Raw genomic sequence first — 15,176 nt, 5'->3', positions numbered from 1 at the left:
ATATCCGTCATCCGCCAATACATTGAACAACAGCAAACACCTGGTCAGGTGGAAAACCGCGCCTTATATCCCCGCCCTGAAGGATGGGGTTTTACGGCACACCGGATAAAAAGCGCCATCTAACGATGGCGCGTCTGGAACTACTTTTTGTTAACGTCAAACATGGTGGCATCGGTCGCCATGTCATCAATAACTTGTTTAATATTTTCGAAAGCCATTGGCGTACTTTCGTTATTCAGGTCTTTACCTTCGCCCTGACGAACGACTTTGATAACCGGTTTATTAGTCGCTGCATCAATCAGCTCACCTTCAAAATAGAGGCGAGTATCCATGGTACGGTGGCCTGTAGCCATTTGCGTCCCCGCAACCACTAATGCAACAGGAACCACTTCATAGAATTGCAGCCCTTCTTTGCTGGTATCTACACCGGTAATGGCCCCACGGAAAATCAGACTACGCGGCCCAGCGGTGGTAACCAGTGGTTTACGCTGCGCTATCGCTTCTTTCATTTCGGTGTTGGTATAGTTCAAAATTTTATCCAGAACTTTCTGCCCTACCTGGGTAGAAGGTTTTGGCACCGGATAATAAGTGATTGGGTTCCAGACGATGCTGTCATATTTGCTTTGATCAAAACTCGGGTCTACCCAACGTAAAACAGGTTTACCTGTTGCTGAGGTTGTTTCTTTTAAATCAGAGTAATTGTTTAAAAAACCAGAATATTTATCTGGCTGGGTGATTTTAGAGGCACAACCAGACAGAGCCAACAAGCCGCATAAAGCTGCAACTTTCGCAAATGATGTGGTACGCATGAATAGTTTCCTGAGATGATTATATTACTTTTTAAGTTATAGCAAAAAGCGCCGCTTCGTGTTGTGGCAAAAAAAGTGTTGGTGAAAATAAATTTTTCAGCCCCTTTTCAGACGACATAGTCAATGCCGAAAAAGGGGCTAAGTCAATCATCAGTAGTTAAATTTCAGTAAGTTAAGCTGCTAAAAAACTTCGACTACTGTGATTAATTTCACATCCCTTCGATAAAAAATATGCTTACCGAAAAGAAGAACAGTAAATCATCTCAGCGTGGGGAATTTTCACGCGCCTTATTCTTAGCGGGTCATTTTTTACGTGCCAGCATCGTGGCGAAACGCAGTTTAATACGATTACCGTTGGCGTCGGTGCGGTGCAGCTCGCCGACGTCTTCATTGTATTTCACCCTCTCCCAGCCTTCGTAATATCGACGTAATTCTCCCTCTTTGAAGGCAAACGGGAAGCCGACGGTACATGGATAATCAGCGGTATCCATCGCCGCCACAATCAGGTTGTAACCACCAGGTTTAGTGCAACGTTGCATATTGGCAATCAACCCGGGGATGGTTTTAGCCTCAAGGAACATCAGCACCACAGTCGAAAGAATAAAATCGTACTGTCCATCAAATGTGAGGTTATTCAGATCAACGACCCGGGTGTGTAAATTATCCAGATTTTCAATGGATTTAATGCGCTCGACGTTGGCGATACTCATGGCATTTTTATCCCATGCGTCAACATCATAACCATTGGCTGCCAGGTAAAGACTGTTACGACCATTGCCACAGCCCAGATCCAGCGTTTTACCCGGTTTAACCACTTTCACCGCTTCCAGTACTTCAGAGTGTGTGCGGGTTAATTCATATTTATCAGTAAAATAGTTTTCGTCACGAATGATCATTCTTTGTCCTCTGCTTTCATTAAAACGGCGCGCTCGGTTCTGACTAACAATTTTCCCTGCATCAGAAGCGCAAAAGTACGGATGAGCAGTATTGCAATAATAAAATTGGTAAAGATAAACAGCGGCACCGCCAGCGTATGGAAAAATCCATTATCGCTGCCACTCCCCAGATGCAAACCGGTGGTTGCCAGTGCAGATACGCCGAACGAGAAACTCCAGAATGAAGCATTAAATGGCTGGGAGAGATACCATGGCATCAGACGTAGCATAAACAGCAGTTGCAGCAGTCCATAACCGAAAAGCATTTTCGCCAGCGTGTCACCCTCGCCGCCGTTGACGCTCAGCCAGGCACTACAAGCCACCAGCGCAGGAGCGAGCTGAATGCCGAGTGATGTCCGCAGTGCCGTGGGTAATTCTCCCGAACTGCGCAGACGCTGCAAGATCACCGGTTCAAGGCTTAGCCATGAGAAAACGCCTGCGCCTAAAAACACCAGACCGGCGTCGGTGTAGCCCAACGCACCACAGGCCATTGCGCTGATAAAGTTGTTGGCAACTGTCGGCAGATACAGTCCAGGCGTGGTAGCTTCTTCAGGGTGAGATCCGCGCCATAATCCCGCAGTTTGCCAGGCGGCATAAGCCAACTGAACCACGACACCAAAACTGAACAGGCACACCGCCAGTGGGCGAAACCACGGAACAAAACCAATCGCCACCAGCATCGTCGTTGCCGGAAACAAACTCACAAAACTGCTCAGCACTGGATGGCGAACTTCCGCCAGCACGCTATGCGGAAAGCGTATGAGTCGGGTAATAAATGCGCTAGTTAATAATCCCCAGATGATCATCGCCAGAATCACCAGCCCATCCCCTAACCAGTGGCTGACCTGCCAAACCTGGCTGGCATAGCGCCAGGCAAATCCCATCCCTATCGTCCCCAACACAATACCAAAGTAGCCTGCCGGCAAATTGAGCACTTTATCGCTCTGCATCTTCTTACTCATTTTGTTTAATTTATAAAGTATATTTGAAATGCATTTTATGGAATTTTCTCGAGCATAGCCAGAGCCGCAGAATTTGCTACGGTTATAGTAAGTCACCTGTGGGAAAACGCTATGCGCAAATATCGTCTAAGTGAAGAACAGCGAGCCTTTAGTTATCAGGAAGATGGCACTAAAAAAAATGTGTTATTACGGCAGATTATCGCCATTAGCGATTTTAACGATGTGATAGCAGGAACCGCTGGCGGCTGGATCGATCGCGAAACGGTGTTAGCACAGGAAGGAAATTGCTGGATTTACGACCAGAATGCTATTGCGTTCGGCGGAACGGTGATTTCTGGTAATACGCGTATCACCGGCACCAGCGTGCTGTGGGGAGAGGTTTACGCAACGGATAACGTCTGGATCGATAATAGTGAAATCAGCCAGGGTGCATATATAAGTGACAGCGTCACCATTCATGACTCATTAGTTTACGGGCAATGTAGAATATTTGGTCACGCCTTAATTGATCAACATTCTATGATCGTCGCCGCACAAGGCTTAACGCCCGACCATCAACTCCTGCTACAAATTTATGATCGCGCAAGGGTTAGCGCCTCGCGTATTGTCCACCAGGCACAAATTTATGGCGATGCCGTCATCCGGTATGCTTTTATTGAACATCGTGCCGAAGTTTTTGATTTTGCCAGTATTGAAGGTAATGAAGAGAACAACGTCTGGCTATGCGATTGCGCTAAAGTCTACGGTCACGCGCAGGTGAAAGCTGGCATAGAAGAAGATGCCATTCCAACGATTCATTACAGTTCGCAGGTGGCGGAATATGCCATTGTGGAAGGTAATTGTGTGTTAAAACATCATGTCTTGATTGGCGGAAATGCCGTGGTACGTGGTGGACCGATTCTGCTCGACGAGCACGTTGTAATACAAGGTGAGAGCCGTATTACAGGTGCGGTGATAATTGAAAACCATGTGGAGTTAACCGACCACGCCGTCGTTGAAGCCTTTGATGGCGACACGGTTCATGTCCGTGGTCCAAAAGTCATTAACGGCGAGGAGCGCATTACGCGAACGCCGCTGGCAGGGTTATTATGAATCGATAATACGCGCGTATAAGTTCACATCATCATAGGCATCATTCAGGAACTCAGCCTGTTTCAGGCAACCTTCAAGGATAAAACCATTGCGCAAAGCGACCTGGTTGCTTTGCGGATTGTCCACCCGACATTTGATCACGAAGCGTCTAAGTTCACCAGACTGGGCGTAATGATGAATCAATGCCTGCAGCGCCTGAGAAATGATCCCCTGCCCCTGATGAGATTCGTCCAGCCAGTAGCCTATTTCAACGGTTTTATTCAGTGGTTCAATACGATTAAACGAGATAACGCCGATAAGTTCATCTTCTTTGAAAATCATGAACATTTTGGCATAGCCGCGTTGATGCAACATCACATTACCCTGCACCGTTTTTCGCGTGTCCTCTTCACTCTGAACGAACTGCGGCCAGTTTAGCGACTGCTGTAACCAGGTTTTATTTTTACAGATTAACTGATAAAGAGGAGTGACGTGATTTTCTGCAACAGCATGTAATTCAAGTGATTCGCTTACTTTTATCGTTTCAGTCATCTTATCTCCAGTCAATCCATGCAGTTGTTAAAAAAGCCGCCTGGCTGGCGGCTTAGGAAAGTTTATACCTCTTTGACGCTCTCCTGCTGCAGGATTTTGAGCATCTCATCTTTTAACTGTAGCTTTTGTTTTTTCATGCGGACCACTTCCGCATTGTACCCTCGACCGTCGGAACCTTCCTTTCTGGCAATTTCATGATCAAGTTTATTGTGTTTATCGAACAAGGACATAAAGCGAGGATTTTCGTTTTTCAGACGGGATATTAAATCTCGATATTCTGGAAACATACGCACTCCCTGTTAGTGGCTGACAAGGTGTATCTGAAATACACACCATCAGATTACTCATTTAACTTAGGGAAAAATGCGAGCGGGATCGTGTTTAACCAGACGGCACCTCCCGAAGAAGGTGCCGAAGAAAAAACGATTAACTCATCACGCGGTCGTCAACATACTGACGTTTATCCGGCGCTGGCGGGAAATACTGATACAGCCATGTTTCACTGATAGCGTCGCCCTGACAACGCAGATACATCCGCATATCGACCGGATCAGTGGAGTCCGAAGTCGGATACCAGTCAAACTGAATACGATAACCATCAATGGGTTCAATATAGAGAATTTCGATTTGCTTCGCTTCCCCACTGGAAAGCGTAATCACCGGCTCAATGCCTTTTGGTGCGGCAGCTTTCAGATCACCACCAACGAAATCGACGGCAAAACGACGCGCCCATTTTTCGGGATAGTGTTCACCTGGTGCCCAACCTTCCGGGAAACCGCCCATGCCGGTACGCGTCGCCATAACGCGCGCTAATGGGCAATGAACAGGCGGTTGCGCACTCCAGTACAGACGATACTGGAATGCAAACTCATCACCCGCCTTTACAGCTTTTTCTGGCTGCCAGAAGCAGACAATGTTATCCAGCGTTTCGCCCGTTGTTGGGATTTCCATCAGGCCGATGGTGCCCTTACCCCACTTGTTACGCGGTTCCACCCACAGACTTGGGCGTTTGTTATACCAGCCCATAATGTCCTGATAATGGGAGAAATCACGATCCAGTTGCAATAAACCAAACCCTTTCGGGTTGTTGTCGGTGTAAGCATTGAACTGCAATTTTTGCGGATTATTCAGCGGACGGCAAATCCACTCGCCGTTGCCCCGCCACATGGACAGACGATCAGAGTCATGAATTTGCGGATGAATGGTGTCGCACATCCGACGTTCATTAGTACCGCAGCTGAACATACTGGTCATCGGCGCAATGCCCAGCTGTTTAATGTCTTTGCGCGCATACAGGTGATTTTCCACATCCATAATCACCTGACTTTTCTCACAATGGATAGTGAACTTATAGGCACCAGTAATGCTGGCGCTATCGAGCAACGCATAAACGGTAAAGGTAGTTGCCCCCGGTTTTACCGTATCAAACCAGAAGGCGGTAAAGTCGGGGAACTCTTCTTTACTGTCGGTGTAAGTGTCAATCGCCAGGCCGCGGGCCGACAAACCGTATTGATATGTGTCATCAACGGCGCGGAAATAACTCGCTCCGAGGAATGATACTACATCACGGCGCGCCAGTTCGGGGGCTTTAAACACGCGAAAACCGGCAAAGCCGAGATCGCTTTGCCCTTCTAATTGTTTGGTATCAACACCTGCATCGTTGTATTTGAACAACTCCGGGCGAAAGTGAATTTCACGCGCCAGATGTGTTGCTGGATCTACAGAAAACATACGAACGCGGCGACGGAATCCCATTCCCATATGGAAGAACTGAGCGTCCAGTTGACGGTTCTCAACGTTATGCCAGAGCGATTTTTCGGCGTCGTATTGAATACTGTTATAAGCCTGCGGCGTCATTGTCGCCAGCGTGTCAGGTAACGGACGAGGCGCACCACGCCACGCTGTTTGCGCTAAGTCGTGCGCCATTGACTGTAGAATGGAGAAGTCAAAACGCTGGGTTTGCCCGTCGGCAATATCAGAATCTGCCGCGAATGCCGCCTGAGAAAAAAGAGAAGCAATGCCGCTGGTACCGCACACGGCGGCCATAGCCATTGAACCTTTAATAAATCGTCTACGATCCATACCTGAAAGTGAGTCCTTCTGGTGTTGTGAATGGTCCCGCGCTGGTCGTTTTCAGCGGCAAGAAAGTGCTTATTTATGACCGCTCACTCTAGACAATATTTATTAATAATCCAATTGTTGAACTCAGAGAATATGCATAAATCGGCAATTTTTTTATGTCGATGGGATGAGCCTGATTCGTTTGTAAAATCAGGCAAATTTTTGCAAAGGCGGATGGTCAGAATTTAAAGCAAACCACAGCGACGTTTACTGCGTTCTTCCGCTTCCTGATAAAGCTGGAACTCATCCAAAACCGGACAACCCAACGCCTGCTCAAATGCCTCGCGACTGGCATTACCGTGATTGCGTGCCTGCGTTTCATTACCCAGATTTGACTGGAAGATCCCCGCCGCGCTAACGGGCAAGAAATCTTCATAGGTAATGGGTTGCGCCGCGACCCAACCACGTTCAATTAAGGGCTGTGGATCGTCTCCGGGATGAATCGCCTGACGATGCGCCTCACCTGAAGGCGTCAGACGGTACCGGAACCATGCCAGCCCTTGCTGACGCATTAAAAACTCACTGTCAGGAAAAGTGCGGAAGGTTTCCTGTAAATGCATTTGGTGAGTGAGATTATCCTGCCCGGTTCCAGCGTTACGCAGAAGATCATCATACAGTTGTCGCCCTTTCGGCGTTAATGCCACGCCACGCTGCTCAATTTCACCAAAGCGCGCGGTATGCGTGCCCTGTTTCTGCCCCGCAAACAACACCGTCTCTTCCAGTGCTTTAAAGCTGGTCTGGCGTAGTAAAATCGGTACCTCGCGGCGCGGCGGCCCCTCGATGAGAATTTTGGGTTCAATTCCGCATTCAGGCATCATCGACTGCACCCGGTCAATATCCAGCGTACGTGGCGTCAGGTGGTTGATATGGCATCCAGGAAAACAGACCACATCAGCAATCAACCGATGTTCGTTGTGCAAGGCGCGATAGGTTTCTTCATCTACCGTTGCTGACTGGTGCCAGCGAAACGTTTCCAGGGCTTCCTGCACAAACTCCTGTGCCTGTGTTTCGTTAAAACCGCCCTGCTGCTCATATTCCTCTAACAGTTGTCGACAACGTGGGGTGAAGATATCGCGCTGACGCAGAATCTCCGCCGCTTTCTGGCGCAAAATTTCGTTCTCGATAAGCTCAAGGCGGAGTAAGGAGGTAAAAACGCGGAAGGGATTACGCGCCAGAGAAGCATCATCAATGGGCCGAAATGCTGTCGAATGTACCGGCACCCCTGCCTGCGAGAGATCGTAATAGCTCACCGGGTACATCCCCATAATGGCAAACATCCGCCGAAGAGTAGCAAGCTCTTGTGCAGTCCCAACGCGAATCGCCCCATGACGTTCAACATTCAGTCGCGCCAGCTCGTCTGCATTTACCATTTTTTCGTGCAGTTGAGGATTGTTTTCCAGCACAGCCAGATTCACATCAGCTACCAGTTCCAGCAGCGTGCCATATTGCGGAACTTCTTGCTGGTACATGGCTGACATTGCCTGCGAAAACTGTTCCCGAATCTCATCCGCCGTGATGCTGTTCGCCATAGTGTCTGCCTCCAGTGGTCAGTAATCTGGAGTGTAGGTAACCGCATTCACTCTGGCGGGAAGAATTTACAAACTGTGATCTCGCCGCGAAAACATCAATATTATCCATTTTGCTGTAACATAATTGCTTTAATTGTTAATAATATTTTGCAATAAAGTTATCATAATCAAACAACTTCACTTGTCAGCGACACCGCTTCGTTTTTAACATCGCTTATGGAAAAAAATAGTCTGTTTAGTCAGCGCATCCGTTTGCGCCACCTTCATACATTCGTAGCTGTCGCACAACAAGGAACTTTGGGGCGCGCGGCTGAAACCCTTAATTTGAGTCAACCTGCGCTCTCTAAGACATTGAATGAACTGGAGCAGCTGACTGGCGCTCGCTTGTTTGAGCGTGGTCGTCAGGGGGCGCAACTTACCTTACCCGGCGAACAATTTTTAACGCATGCAGTCAGAGTTCTTGACGCCATCAACACTGCCGGACAGTCGCTTCATCGTAAAGAAGATCTTAATAATGATGTCGTCAGGGTTGGTGCACTACCTACTGCGGCACTGGGGATATTACCTTCGGTTATAGGTCAGTTTCATCAGCAACAAAAAGAGACGACCTTGCAAGTTGCGACAATGAGTAACCCTATGATTCTGGCGGGTTTAAAAACCGGGGAAATCGATATCGGCATTGGTCGGATGTCAGATCCTGAACTGATGACCGGGCTTAATTACGAACTGCTGTTTCTTGAATCGCTGAAGCTGGTTGTCCGCCCTAATCACCCGCTACTTCAGGAGAACGTAACGCTAAGCCGGGTGCTGGAATGGCCGGTCGTTGTATCACCAGAAGGCACTGCGCCACGCCAGCATTCAGATGCATTAGTGCAGAGCCAGGGCTGTAAAATTCCTTCGGGTTGTATCGAAACGCTGTCTGCTTCGCTATCTCGTCAACTTACGGTTGAATACGACTACGTGTGGTTTGTCCCTTCTGGCGCGGTAAAAGACGACCTGCGTCATGCCACGCTGGTGGCCCTGCCTGTTCCGGGACATGGTGCAGGCGAACCGATTGGAATACTGACCCGCGTAGATGCGACGTTCTCTTCTGGTTGCCAGTTGATGATTAACGCTATTCGAAAATCAATGCCGTTCTGAAAGGTGAAGGGATCTGTCGATCCCTCCTTGAACATTTTCACACCGTAGCGAAACTAACTGGTTCACCCGCTCCGCGAGGTTCTGCCGACACAGAATGTTTGTTCAGACGGAATACGTCCACCGCCTCAGTTAATCGTGCCGCCTGTTCTTCAAGGGACACCGCCGCTGCTGAGGCCTCTTCTACCAGAGAAGCATTCTGTTGCGTCACCTTATCCATTTCAGAAATCGCCTGGCTAACCTGCGTTATGCCTCTACTTTGTTCATCCGAGGCGGCGGCGATTTCCTGCATGATATGTGTGACACTCGCGACGGCATCAACAATAGTGCTCATGGTTTTCCCTGCCGTTGCCACCTCATCCGACCCCAGGTCAATTAACCTGACTGATTCACTGATCAAGCCTTCAATCTCTTTCGCCGCTTGGGCGCTGCGGCTTGCGAGTGTCCGTACTTCGCTGGCGACAACGGCAAATCCACGGCCTTGCTCACCCGCTCGCGCGGCTTCAACGGCAGCATTCAGTGCCAGAATATTCGTCTGGAAAGCAATACTGTTGATGACGGCGGTGATCTCAGAAATTTTCTTCGAACTCGTGGAGATAGCGCCCATCGTTTTTACTACACCGGAAACCGTCTGCCCGCCATCGCTGGCTTTAATAGAAGCCTCTTGCGCCAGTTTGCTGGCATGATGCGCGTTATCCGCATTCTGTTTCACCGTCGCAGTGAGTTGCTCCATGCTGGCGGCAGTTTGTTCGATTGCCGCCGCTTGTTCTTCGGTGCGAGATGACAGGTCCGCATTGCCAGCTGAAATTTCGCTGGTGCCACGATAAATCTCTTCCGCACCCTGTCGAACAGTCCCTACTGTCATCCCCAGTGAATGCTGCATTTGCTGTAAATGACGATTTAAGCGACCGATTTCATTACGACCCGCCGGTTCATCCTTCATCGTCAGATCGCCACTAGCGATTTTTTCAATCCGTTGTGCGGCATGTTGCAGTGGACGAATGACGATCCGACGTAGCACCATAAATGTTATCAGCGTCATGACCAGGGCAAGCACAAACGCGCCAATCATGAACATCCCACCCAGGCGGGTGCGCTGATGGGCCAGTTCCGCCAGTTGGTTGGCCCTGGTGCTACGTATCTTAACGGCTTTGTTCAAAATATCGGTATAAGCATTATCCAGCGGTCGGATCTGCTCACTTTCATGATTAATAATCGCTTCAAACATGCCATTTTTGGCATATTTCAACATAGGTTGCATACCCGTGATATAAGCCTGAAAGCGTTGATTTAATTCAGTGTCGAGGGCTTCATCAGCAGGTGTTTTCACCGGTCGATTCTGATAAGCACGATAACCTTGCTGCGACTGTTTAATCTCCGATTCGGCTTGCGCAATATTGCGCTTCATTGCTTCCATTTCCGCAATACGACTCGCAGCCCCGGCCTGAATCATATTGATCCGGGCTGAACGCAAAAAATCTGAACTGTTCGCTAACCCGGTCCGAATCTCAATCTCCGCAGTAACATCACGCTGATCGCGATCGGCCTGCCAGAGGAAATAGCCAGCCAGAGCAGAACTTAATGCGAATAGAACTAAGATACCGCCAAGAATGCAGGCAAATAACGGAACCAGCCTGATGTGATGCAAAAAACCTAATCGATGTGAGGGAGTTGTATTCATTACCGTTGTCTCTCGTCCAGGTTTACTCCTGATAGAAAGTCATCGGCACTTGACGGTAATTACTTATGACCAAAAACCTCTTTGCGTCACATTTTTACAACAATTATTGCAGAGAAAATTAATGCTATTGGAATGAAGAGAGTAACGAATGGCTAAACTGGCTAACCCGAATGACGAAAAATTCTGGAAAACAGCACGCAATTTCGTGAAGTGATTATTTTCGTCCCTAAGGAAACCTCATAGGATGCCTGCGGGTGCCTGAGACTTTCTGTTTTCAGGCTAACCGGGAATCAGAAAGACGAAGGCCCCGACCGATATTTCTATCAACCGAGGCCAACGAATGAACCTAGCAATTCAGATCTTAGCCTCTTACCCGCCATCCGGCAAGGAGAAAGGCTATGAAGCACAACCCTCTGGTGGTGTGTCTGCTCATTATCTGCATTACGATTCTGACATTCACACTCCTGACCCGACAAACGCTCTACGAACTGCGGTTCCGGGACGGTGATAAGGAGGTTGCTGCGCTCATGGCCTGCACGTCCAGGTAAGGGCAAGCGCGGGGATTTTCCCCGCGCATCTGACTAGCAGATTCATTTTCTCATGGCACCCCTTTTACACTTCAGTTAGTGCATGTTTTTTTCGAGGCACTAATAGAACCATCATTACAGACAAATTTGCCGCCTGCCGTACAGTGTGAGATCCCCCCTTTCGAACCAGAACAGGGTTTGCGCCCGGCATCGGCATAAAAGGAAACAAGCGTTCCCATAAACAAAATAAGTGCCAGTTTTTTCATATAACCTCCATGGTTTATCGAATCTTATGTTCGATTTGAACGTTATACGCTGGTTTATTTTGATACCGTTGATGAGATCAAAGATCGGGTGAATTGATTAAAAATAAGCCAGATGGACGTATGGGCAAGGATTATGGTTTTATTTGTCATACAAATAAATATAATAGGCGCTTCCGATGTAGACCCGTATTCTTCGCCTGTACCACGGGTCGGTTTTAGTACAGGCGTTTTCTTTAAATATCCTTCAGGAACGTTTACGCGGCATCATGCGTAGAAGTGTGTTGTCCTTCCAGAAATAGTGGTGTGCCAGTGCAGCCGCAGCGTGCAACCCGATGACAAAATATCCCAGATTCGCCAGCGTCTCATGCCACGACTTTAAGCTATCAACCCGTTCGAAATTGGCCTCTGAAGCGTAAGGCATCGTCAAACCAAACGCAAACCACGGGTTGCCCCGGTTATACATCATCACCAAACCAATCACTGGCAGCGCAATAAACAGGAGATAAATCACCAAATGTCCCAAATGCGCCAGTCCCGTCATCATCGGTTTTGGCTTAGGTATAATCGGCGGGGTTGGGTATTTCAGTCTTAACAAAAGACGAACCACCATCAGCACGAGAATTGAGATACCACAGGAAACATGAACCATGTTGATGAGTGGCCGATCGCTACGTGGGAAGAAACCACGAAACTCCATTGCGCAATACGCTGCGATAACCAGCAAAAAGACCAGCCAGTGAATGCTGATTTGTAACCTTGAGTATTTATTTTCCATAACATTTCCTGCTTTAACATAATTTTCCGTTAACATAACGGGCTTTTCTCAAAATTTCATTAAATATTGTTCACCCGTTTTCAGTACGTTACGTTTCACTGTAAGAATGGAGATTGCCCATCCCACAATCCTGGGCTAAGCCTGGAAAGGATCAATTTTCATCCGAACGTTCCTGACAGGAGAAAACCATGAGTAAAGTTGGTATTAACGGTTTTGGTCGTATCGGTCGACTGGTGTTGCGTCGATTACTTGAAGTCAAAAGCAACATAGACGTTGTCGCTATTAATGATCTCACTTCCCCAAAAATTCTCGCCTATCTGCTGAAACATGATTCAAACTATGGTCCGTTCCCCTGGAGCGTTGATTTTACGGAAGATTCACTTATCGTTGATGGGAAAAGTATCTCGGTTTACGCCGAAAAAGAGGCTAAAAATATTCCGTGGAAAGCGAAAGGGGCAGAAATCATTGTCGAATGTACTGGCTTTTATACCTCCGCCGAGAAATCGCAGGCGCATCTTGATGCTGGTGCGAAGAAGGTGTTGATTTCCGCCCCTGCCGGTGAAATGAAAACTATCGTTTATAACGTCAATGACGACACTCTGGATGGCAACGACACCATTGTTTCCGTGGCGTCATGCACCACTAACTGTCTTGCGCCGATGGCCAAAGCCTTGCATGACAGTTTCGGGATAGAAGTCGGCACGATGACGACCATTCATGCCTATACTGGCACCCAGTCACTGGTGGATGGCCCACGTGGTAAAGATTTACGTGCTTCACGCGCAGCGGCAGAAAATATCATTCCCCACACTACGGGGGCGGCAAAAGCCATTGGTCTGGTGATCCCGGAACTGAGCGGCAAACTGAAAGGTCATGCGCAACGCGTGCCGGTGAAAACAGGTTCGGTCACTGAACTGGTATCGATTCTCGGAAAAAAAGTGACTGCCGAAGAGGTGAATAACGCACTTAAACAAGCAACCACCAATAACGAGTCATTTGGTTATACCGATGAAGAAATAGTCTCTTCCGATATCATTGGCAGCCATTTCGGTTCGGTGTTTGATGCCACGCAAACGGAAATTACCGCCGTGGGCGATTTACAACTGGTGAAAACGGTCGCCTGGTACGATAACGAATATGGCTTCGTCACGCAGCTTATTCGCACCCTCGAAAAATTCGCTAAACTCTGACGCGCACAGGCGGAGGAAAAAACCTCCGCCTCTTTTACTCATTACGACTGTAAATAAACCACCTGGGTCTGCAGATATTCATGCAGGCCATGTTTACCATCTGCGCCGCCAATACCGGATTTACGCCATCCGGCGTGGAAGCCTTGCATAGCTTCGAAGTTTTCACGGTTGATGTAAGTTTCACCAAACTTCAGCCCTTTAATGGCTTTCATCGCGACGTTCAGATTTTGGGTATAGATTGATGAGGTCAGGCCGTAATCACTGTCATTAGCCATTGAGATAGCCTCTTCCAGCGTGTCAAATGCGACCACCGGCAGAACCGGGCCAAAGGTTTCCTCATGCATAATCGACATTTCCTGGCGAACATCCAGCAGCAATGTCGGCGGATAATAATATCCTTTCCCCTCTACCGCTTTGCCACCCAACGCCACTCTCGCCCCTTCTTCTACTGCGCGCGCCACTTTTTGCTCAACCCTTTCCAGCGCCGCGGCGTTAATCAACGGCCCCATCGCAATGTCGTTGCGTTCAGCGGGGTTACCAAATTGAACCGCCTGCATCGCTTCACCCAGCCGATTGACGAACTGATCATAAATGCCTTTCTGTACATAAACACGTTCTGCACAGTTACACACTTGCCCACTATTAATGACGCGTGAATCAACGATGGCTTTGACTGCCAGTTCAAGATCGGCATCGTCCATTACGATAGCTGGTGCTTTACCCCCCAATTCCAGACACACTTTGGTGATGTTTTTCGCCGCAGTCGCCATGATCTTCTCACCTGCAGAGACGCTGCCTGTCATACTGACCATTGCGACCTTTGGGTTACCCGCCAGTTCTTGCCCAACGGTTTCACCACGCCCCAGTACAAGGTTAAACACGCCGCGCGGAAGGCCTATTTCATCGACGATTTTGGCGAATGCAATCGCATTGTTTGGCGTAAATTCACTAGGTTTAATGACGATGGTATTACCGGTCAAAAGAGCGGGAGCCATTTTGCGGGCAATGAGGAAGAACGGGAAGTTCCACGGCAGAATGCCGGTAGTCACACCAAGCGCACGTTTAAACAAAAGAATATTTTCTCCTGGACGATCGCTTTGAATAATCTCGCCCTCGTAACGCCGTGCCCACTCCGCCATGTAATCGATATAGTCGGCAGTAAAAGCCACTTCGACTTCAGCCAGCTGCTGGATCTTGCCCCCTTCTTCAACAATCAGCGCACTGATTTCACTGGCGCGTTCGCGGATCCCGGCGGAGATTTTGCGCAACCAACTGGCGCGTTCAATAGCAGGCAACGCTTCCCATTCTGGTTGTGCACGTTCTGCTGCATCGATTGCCTTACGGGCATCCTCGGCCTGACCATCGGGTATGCGGGAAATGACAGCCTCTGTAGCAGGGTTTACCACATCAATCCATGCGTCTCCACGCCAGGTAACAAACTGTCCATCGATATACATAGGATGTTGAACGGGTACTGACATGGGCGACTCCTGTGATTTATATGTTTGTTTTCGGTGAATGCATTGTTAATTAACATCAATCATCAGAGAGACGGCATCGTGAAAGGACAATTCTGTGAAGGGCTTCATAAAAACAAGTGTAAAAGGAATAAAAGGCAGAA

Annotated in this window: 16 protein-coding genes and 1 pseudogene; 5 read left to right on the top strand and 12 right to left on the bottom strand. The window is 48.4% G+C overall.

What is annotated here, in order from left to right; genetic code table 11:
* Positions 1–123: pseudogene (locus FTE26_RS10085) on the top strand (IS200/IS605 family transposase); the annotation flags it as partial.
* Between the two features lie 17 nt (positions 124–140).
* Here FTE26_RS10085 and FTE26_RS10080 read toward each other — a convergent pair.
* The 3 genes from FTE26_RS10080 to tehA all read right to left on the bottom strand — a co-directional run bounded on the left by FTE26_RS10080 (position 141) and on the right by tehA (position 2,694).
* Positions 141–809, bottom strand: a complete 669-nt coding sequence (locus tag FTE26_RS10080) for a DUF3313 domain-containing protein (protein WP_001261013.1) — start codon at positions 807–809, stop codon at positions 141–143.
* A 302-nt stretch (positions 810–1,111) separates the two neighbouring features.
* Positions 1,112–1,705 carry a tellurite resistance methyltransferase TehB gene (tehB, locus tag FTE26_RS10075; RefSeq protein WP_000586720.1) on the bottom strand — a complete coding sequence of 198 codons (594 nt, stop codon included), beginning with the start codon at positions 1,703–1,705 and terminating at the stop codon, positions 1,112–1,114.
* Entirely contained in the window at positions 1,702–2,694 is a 993-nt protein-coding gene (gene tehA / locus FTE26_RS10070; protein ID WP_001296725.1) for a dicarboxylate transporter/tellurite-resistance protein TehA, read from the bottom strand. The genes tehB and tehA overlap by 4 nt, the downstream gene beginning before the upstream one ends.
* Before the next feature lie 123 nt (positions 2,695–2,817).
* Here tehA and ydcK point away from each other — a divergent pair, with 123 nt between their 5' ends.
* Positions 2,818–3,798: a YdcK family protein gene (ydcK, locus tag FTE26_RS10065; RefSeq protein WP_001234056.1), complete on the top strand. Its 981-nt coding sequence runs from the start codon at positions 2,818–2,820 to the stop codon at positions 3,796–3,798.
* Here the strand turns inward: ydcK and rimL are convergent.
* From rimL to hglS, 4 genes are all read right to left on the bottom strand, one after another.
* Positions 3,793–4,329: a 50S ribosomal protein L7/L12-serine acetyltransferase gene (gene rimL, locus FTE26_RS10060; protein WP_000140879.1), complete on the bottom strand. Its 537-nt coding sequence runs from the start codon at positions 4,327–4,329 to the stop codon at positions 3,793–3,795. The genes ydcK and rimL overlap by 6 nt on opposite strands.
* A 62-nt stretch (positions 4,330–4,391) precedes the next feature.
* Positions 4,392–4,616: a YdcH family protein gene (locus FTE26_RS10055; protein WP_001296778.1), complete on the bottom strand. Its 225-nt coding sequence runs from the start codon at positions 4,614–4,616 to the stop codon at positions 4,392–4,394.
* A gap of 139 nt (positions 4,617–4,755) precedes the next feature.
* Positions 4,756–6,411: a glucan biosynthesis protein OpgD gene (gene opgD / locus FTE26_RS10050; protein WP_000375956.1), complete on the bottom strand. Its 1,656-nt coding sequence runs from the start codon at positions 6,409–6,411 to the stop codon at positions 4,756–4,758.
* A gap of 224 nt (positions 6,412–6,635) precedes the next feature.
* On the bottom strand, positions 6,636–7,979 hold the full coding sequence (gene hglS, locus FTE26_RS10045) for a 2-oxoadipate dioxygenase/decarboxylase HglS (RefSeq protein ID WP_000013783.1): 1,344 nt from the start codon (positions 7,977–7,979) through the stop codon (positions 6,636–6,638).
* A 216-nt stretch (positions 7,980–8,195) separates the two neighbouring features.
* Between hglS and FTE26_RS10040 the strand changes: the two genes are divergently transcribed.
* Positions 8,196–9,119 (top strand): LysR substrate-binding domain-containing protein, encoded by a 924-nt coding sequence (locus tag FTE26_RS10040; RefSeq protein ID WP_000414560.1) that lies wholly within the window; start codon positions 8,196–8,198, stop codon positions 9,117–9,119.
* A gap of 37 nt (positions 9,120–9,156) precedes the next feature.
* Here the strand turns inward: FTE26_RS10040 and trg are convergent, their stop codons facing one another.
* The gene (gene trg, locus FTE26_RS10035; protein ID WP_001098526.1) at positions 9,157–10,797 is read right to left on the bottom strand and encodes a methyl-accepting chemotaxis protein Trg; all 1,641 of its coding nucleotides are present in this window, start codon (positions 10,795–10,797) and stop codon (positions 9,157–9,159) included.
* A 398-nt stretch (positions 10,798–11,195) separates the two neighbouring features.
* On the opposite strand from trg, the gene hokB reads away from it, so the two are divergent.
* Positions 11,196–11,345, top strand: coding sequence for a type I toxin-antitoxin system toxin HokB (hokB, locus tag FTE26_RS10025; protein ID WP_001320773.1), 150 nt, complete (start codon positions 11,196–11,198; stop codon positions 11,343–11,345).
* On the opposite strand, the gene yncP is transcribed toward hokB, so the two are convergent.
* From yncP to cybB, 3 genes are all read right to left on the bottom strand, one after another.
* Positions 11,323–11,391 carry a hypothetical protein gene (gene yncP / locus FTE26_RS10020; protein WP_212591405.1) on the bottom strand — a complete coding sequence of 23 codons (69 nt, stop codon included), beginning with the start codon at positions 11,389–11,391 and terminating at the stop codon, positions 11,323–11,325. The genes hokB and yncP overlap by 23 nt on opposite strands.
* Positions 11,392–11,416: 25 nt before the next feature.
* Positions 11,417–11,590: a periplasmic protein gene (locus tag FTE26_RS10015; RefSeq protein ID WP_000731833.1), complete on the bottom strand. Its 174-nt coding sequence runs from the start codon at positions 11,588–11,590 to the stop codon at positions 11,417–11,419.
* Positions 11,591–11,834: 244 nt separating this feature from the next.
* Positions 11,835–12,365, bottom strand: a complete 531-nt coding sequence (cybB, locus tag FTE26_RS10010; RefSeq protein WP_001307188.1) for a cytochrome b561 — start codon at positions 12,363–12,365, stop codon at positions 11,835–11,837.
* Positions 12,366–12,553: 188 nt separating this feature from the next.
* On the opposite strand from cybB, the gene gap reads away from it, so the two are divergent.
* On the top strand, positions 12,554–13,555 hold the full coding sequence (gene gap / locus FTE26_RS10005; RefSeq protein ID WP_000048682.1) for a type I glyceraldehyde-3-phosphate dehydrogenase: 1,002 nt from the start codon (positions 12,554–12,556) through the stop codon (positions 13,553–13,555).
* A gap of 41 nt (positions 13,556–13,596) precedes the next feature.
* Here gap and aldA read toward each other — a convergent pair whose 3' ends face one another.
* Positions 13,597–15,036: an aldehyde dehydrogenase gene (aldA, locus tag FTE26_RS10000; RefSeq protein WP_000115948.1), complete on the bottom strand. Its 1,440-nt coding sequence runs from the start codon at positions 15,034–15,036 to the stop codon at positions 13,597–13,599.
* Positions 15,037–15,176: the final 140 nt, after the last annotated feature.

It is taken from the genome of Escherichia sp. S10b, from assembly GCF_028421345.1.
In the GTDB taxonomy this organism is placed as follows: Bacteria; Pseudomonadota; Gammaproteobacteria; order Enterobacterales; family Enterobacteriaceae; genus ECMA0423.
This window is presented reverse-complemented; position numbering and strand designations above follow the sequence as displayed.

Excerpts from the sequence above, each read along its gene's own strand:
- FTE26_RS10080 (WP_001261013.1), bottom strand. The coding sequence starts at position 809 with ATGCGTACCACATCATTTGCGAAAGTTGCAGCTTTATGCGGCTTGTTG.
- tehB (WP_000586720.1), bottom strand. The coding sequence starts at position 1,705 with ATGATCATTCGTGACGAAAACTATTTTACTGATAAATATGAATTAACC.
- tehA (WP_001296725.1), bottom strand. The coding sequence starts at position 2,694 with ATGCAGAGCGATAAAGTGCTCAATTTGCCGGCAGGCTACTTTGGTATT.
- ydcK (WP_001234056.1), top strand. The coding sequence starts at position 2,818 with ATGCGCAAATATCGTCTAAGTGAAGAACAGCGAGCCTTTAGTTATCAG.
- rimL (WP_000140879.1), bottom strand. The coding sequence starts at position 4,329 with ATGACTGAAACGATAAAAGTAAGCGAATCACTTGAATTACATGCTGTT.
- FTE26_RS10055 (WP_001296778.1), bottom strand. The coding sequence starts at position 4,616 with ATGTTTCCAGAATATCGAGATTTAATATCCCGTCTGAAAAACGAAAAT.
- opgD (WP_000375956.1), bottom strand. The coding sequence starts at position 6,411 with ATGGATCGTAGACGATTTATTAAAGGTTCAATGGCTATGGCCGCCGTG.
- hglS (WP_000013783.1), bottom strand. The coding sequence starts at position 7,979 with ATGGCGAACAGCATCACGGCGGATGAGATTCGGGAACAGTTTTCGCAG.
- FTE26_RS10040 (WP_000414560.1), top strand. The coding sequence starts at position 8,196 with ATGGAAAAAAATAGTCTGTTTAGTCAGCGCATCCGTTTGCGCCACCTT.
- trg (WP_001098526.1), bottom strand. The coding sequence starts at position 10,797 with ATGAATACAACTCCCTCACATCGATTAGGTTTTTTGCATCACATCAGG.
- hokB (WP_001320773.1), top strand. The coding sequence starts at position 11,196 with ATGAAGCACAACCCTCTGGTGGTGTGTCTGCTCATTATCTGCATTACG.
- FTE26_RS10015 (WP_000731833.1), bottom strand. The coding sequence starts at position 11,590 with ATGAAAAAACTGGCACTTATTTTGTTTATGGGAACGCTTGTTTCCTTT.
- cybB (WP_001307188.1), bottom strand. The coding sequence starts at position 12,365 with ATGGAAAATAAATACTCAAGGTTACAAATCAGCATTCACTGGCTGGTC.
- gap (WP_000048682.1), top strand. The coding sequence starts at position 12,554 with ATGAGTAAAGTTGGTATTAACGGTTTTGGTCGTATCGGTCGACTGGTG.
- aldA (WP_000115948.1), bottom strand. The coding sequence starts at position 15,036 with ATGTCAGTACCCGTTCAACATCCTATGTATATCGATGGACAGTTTGTT.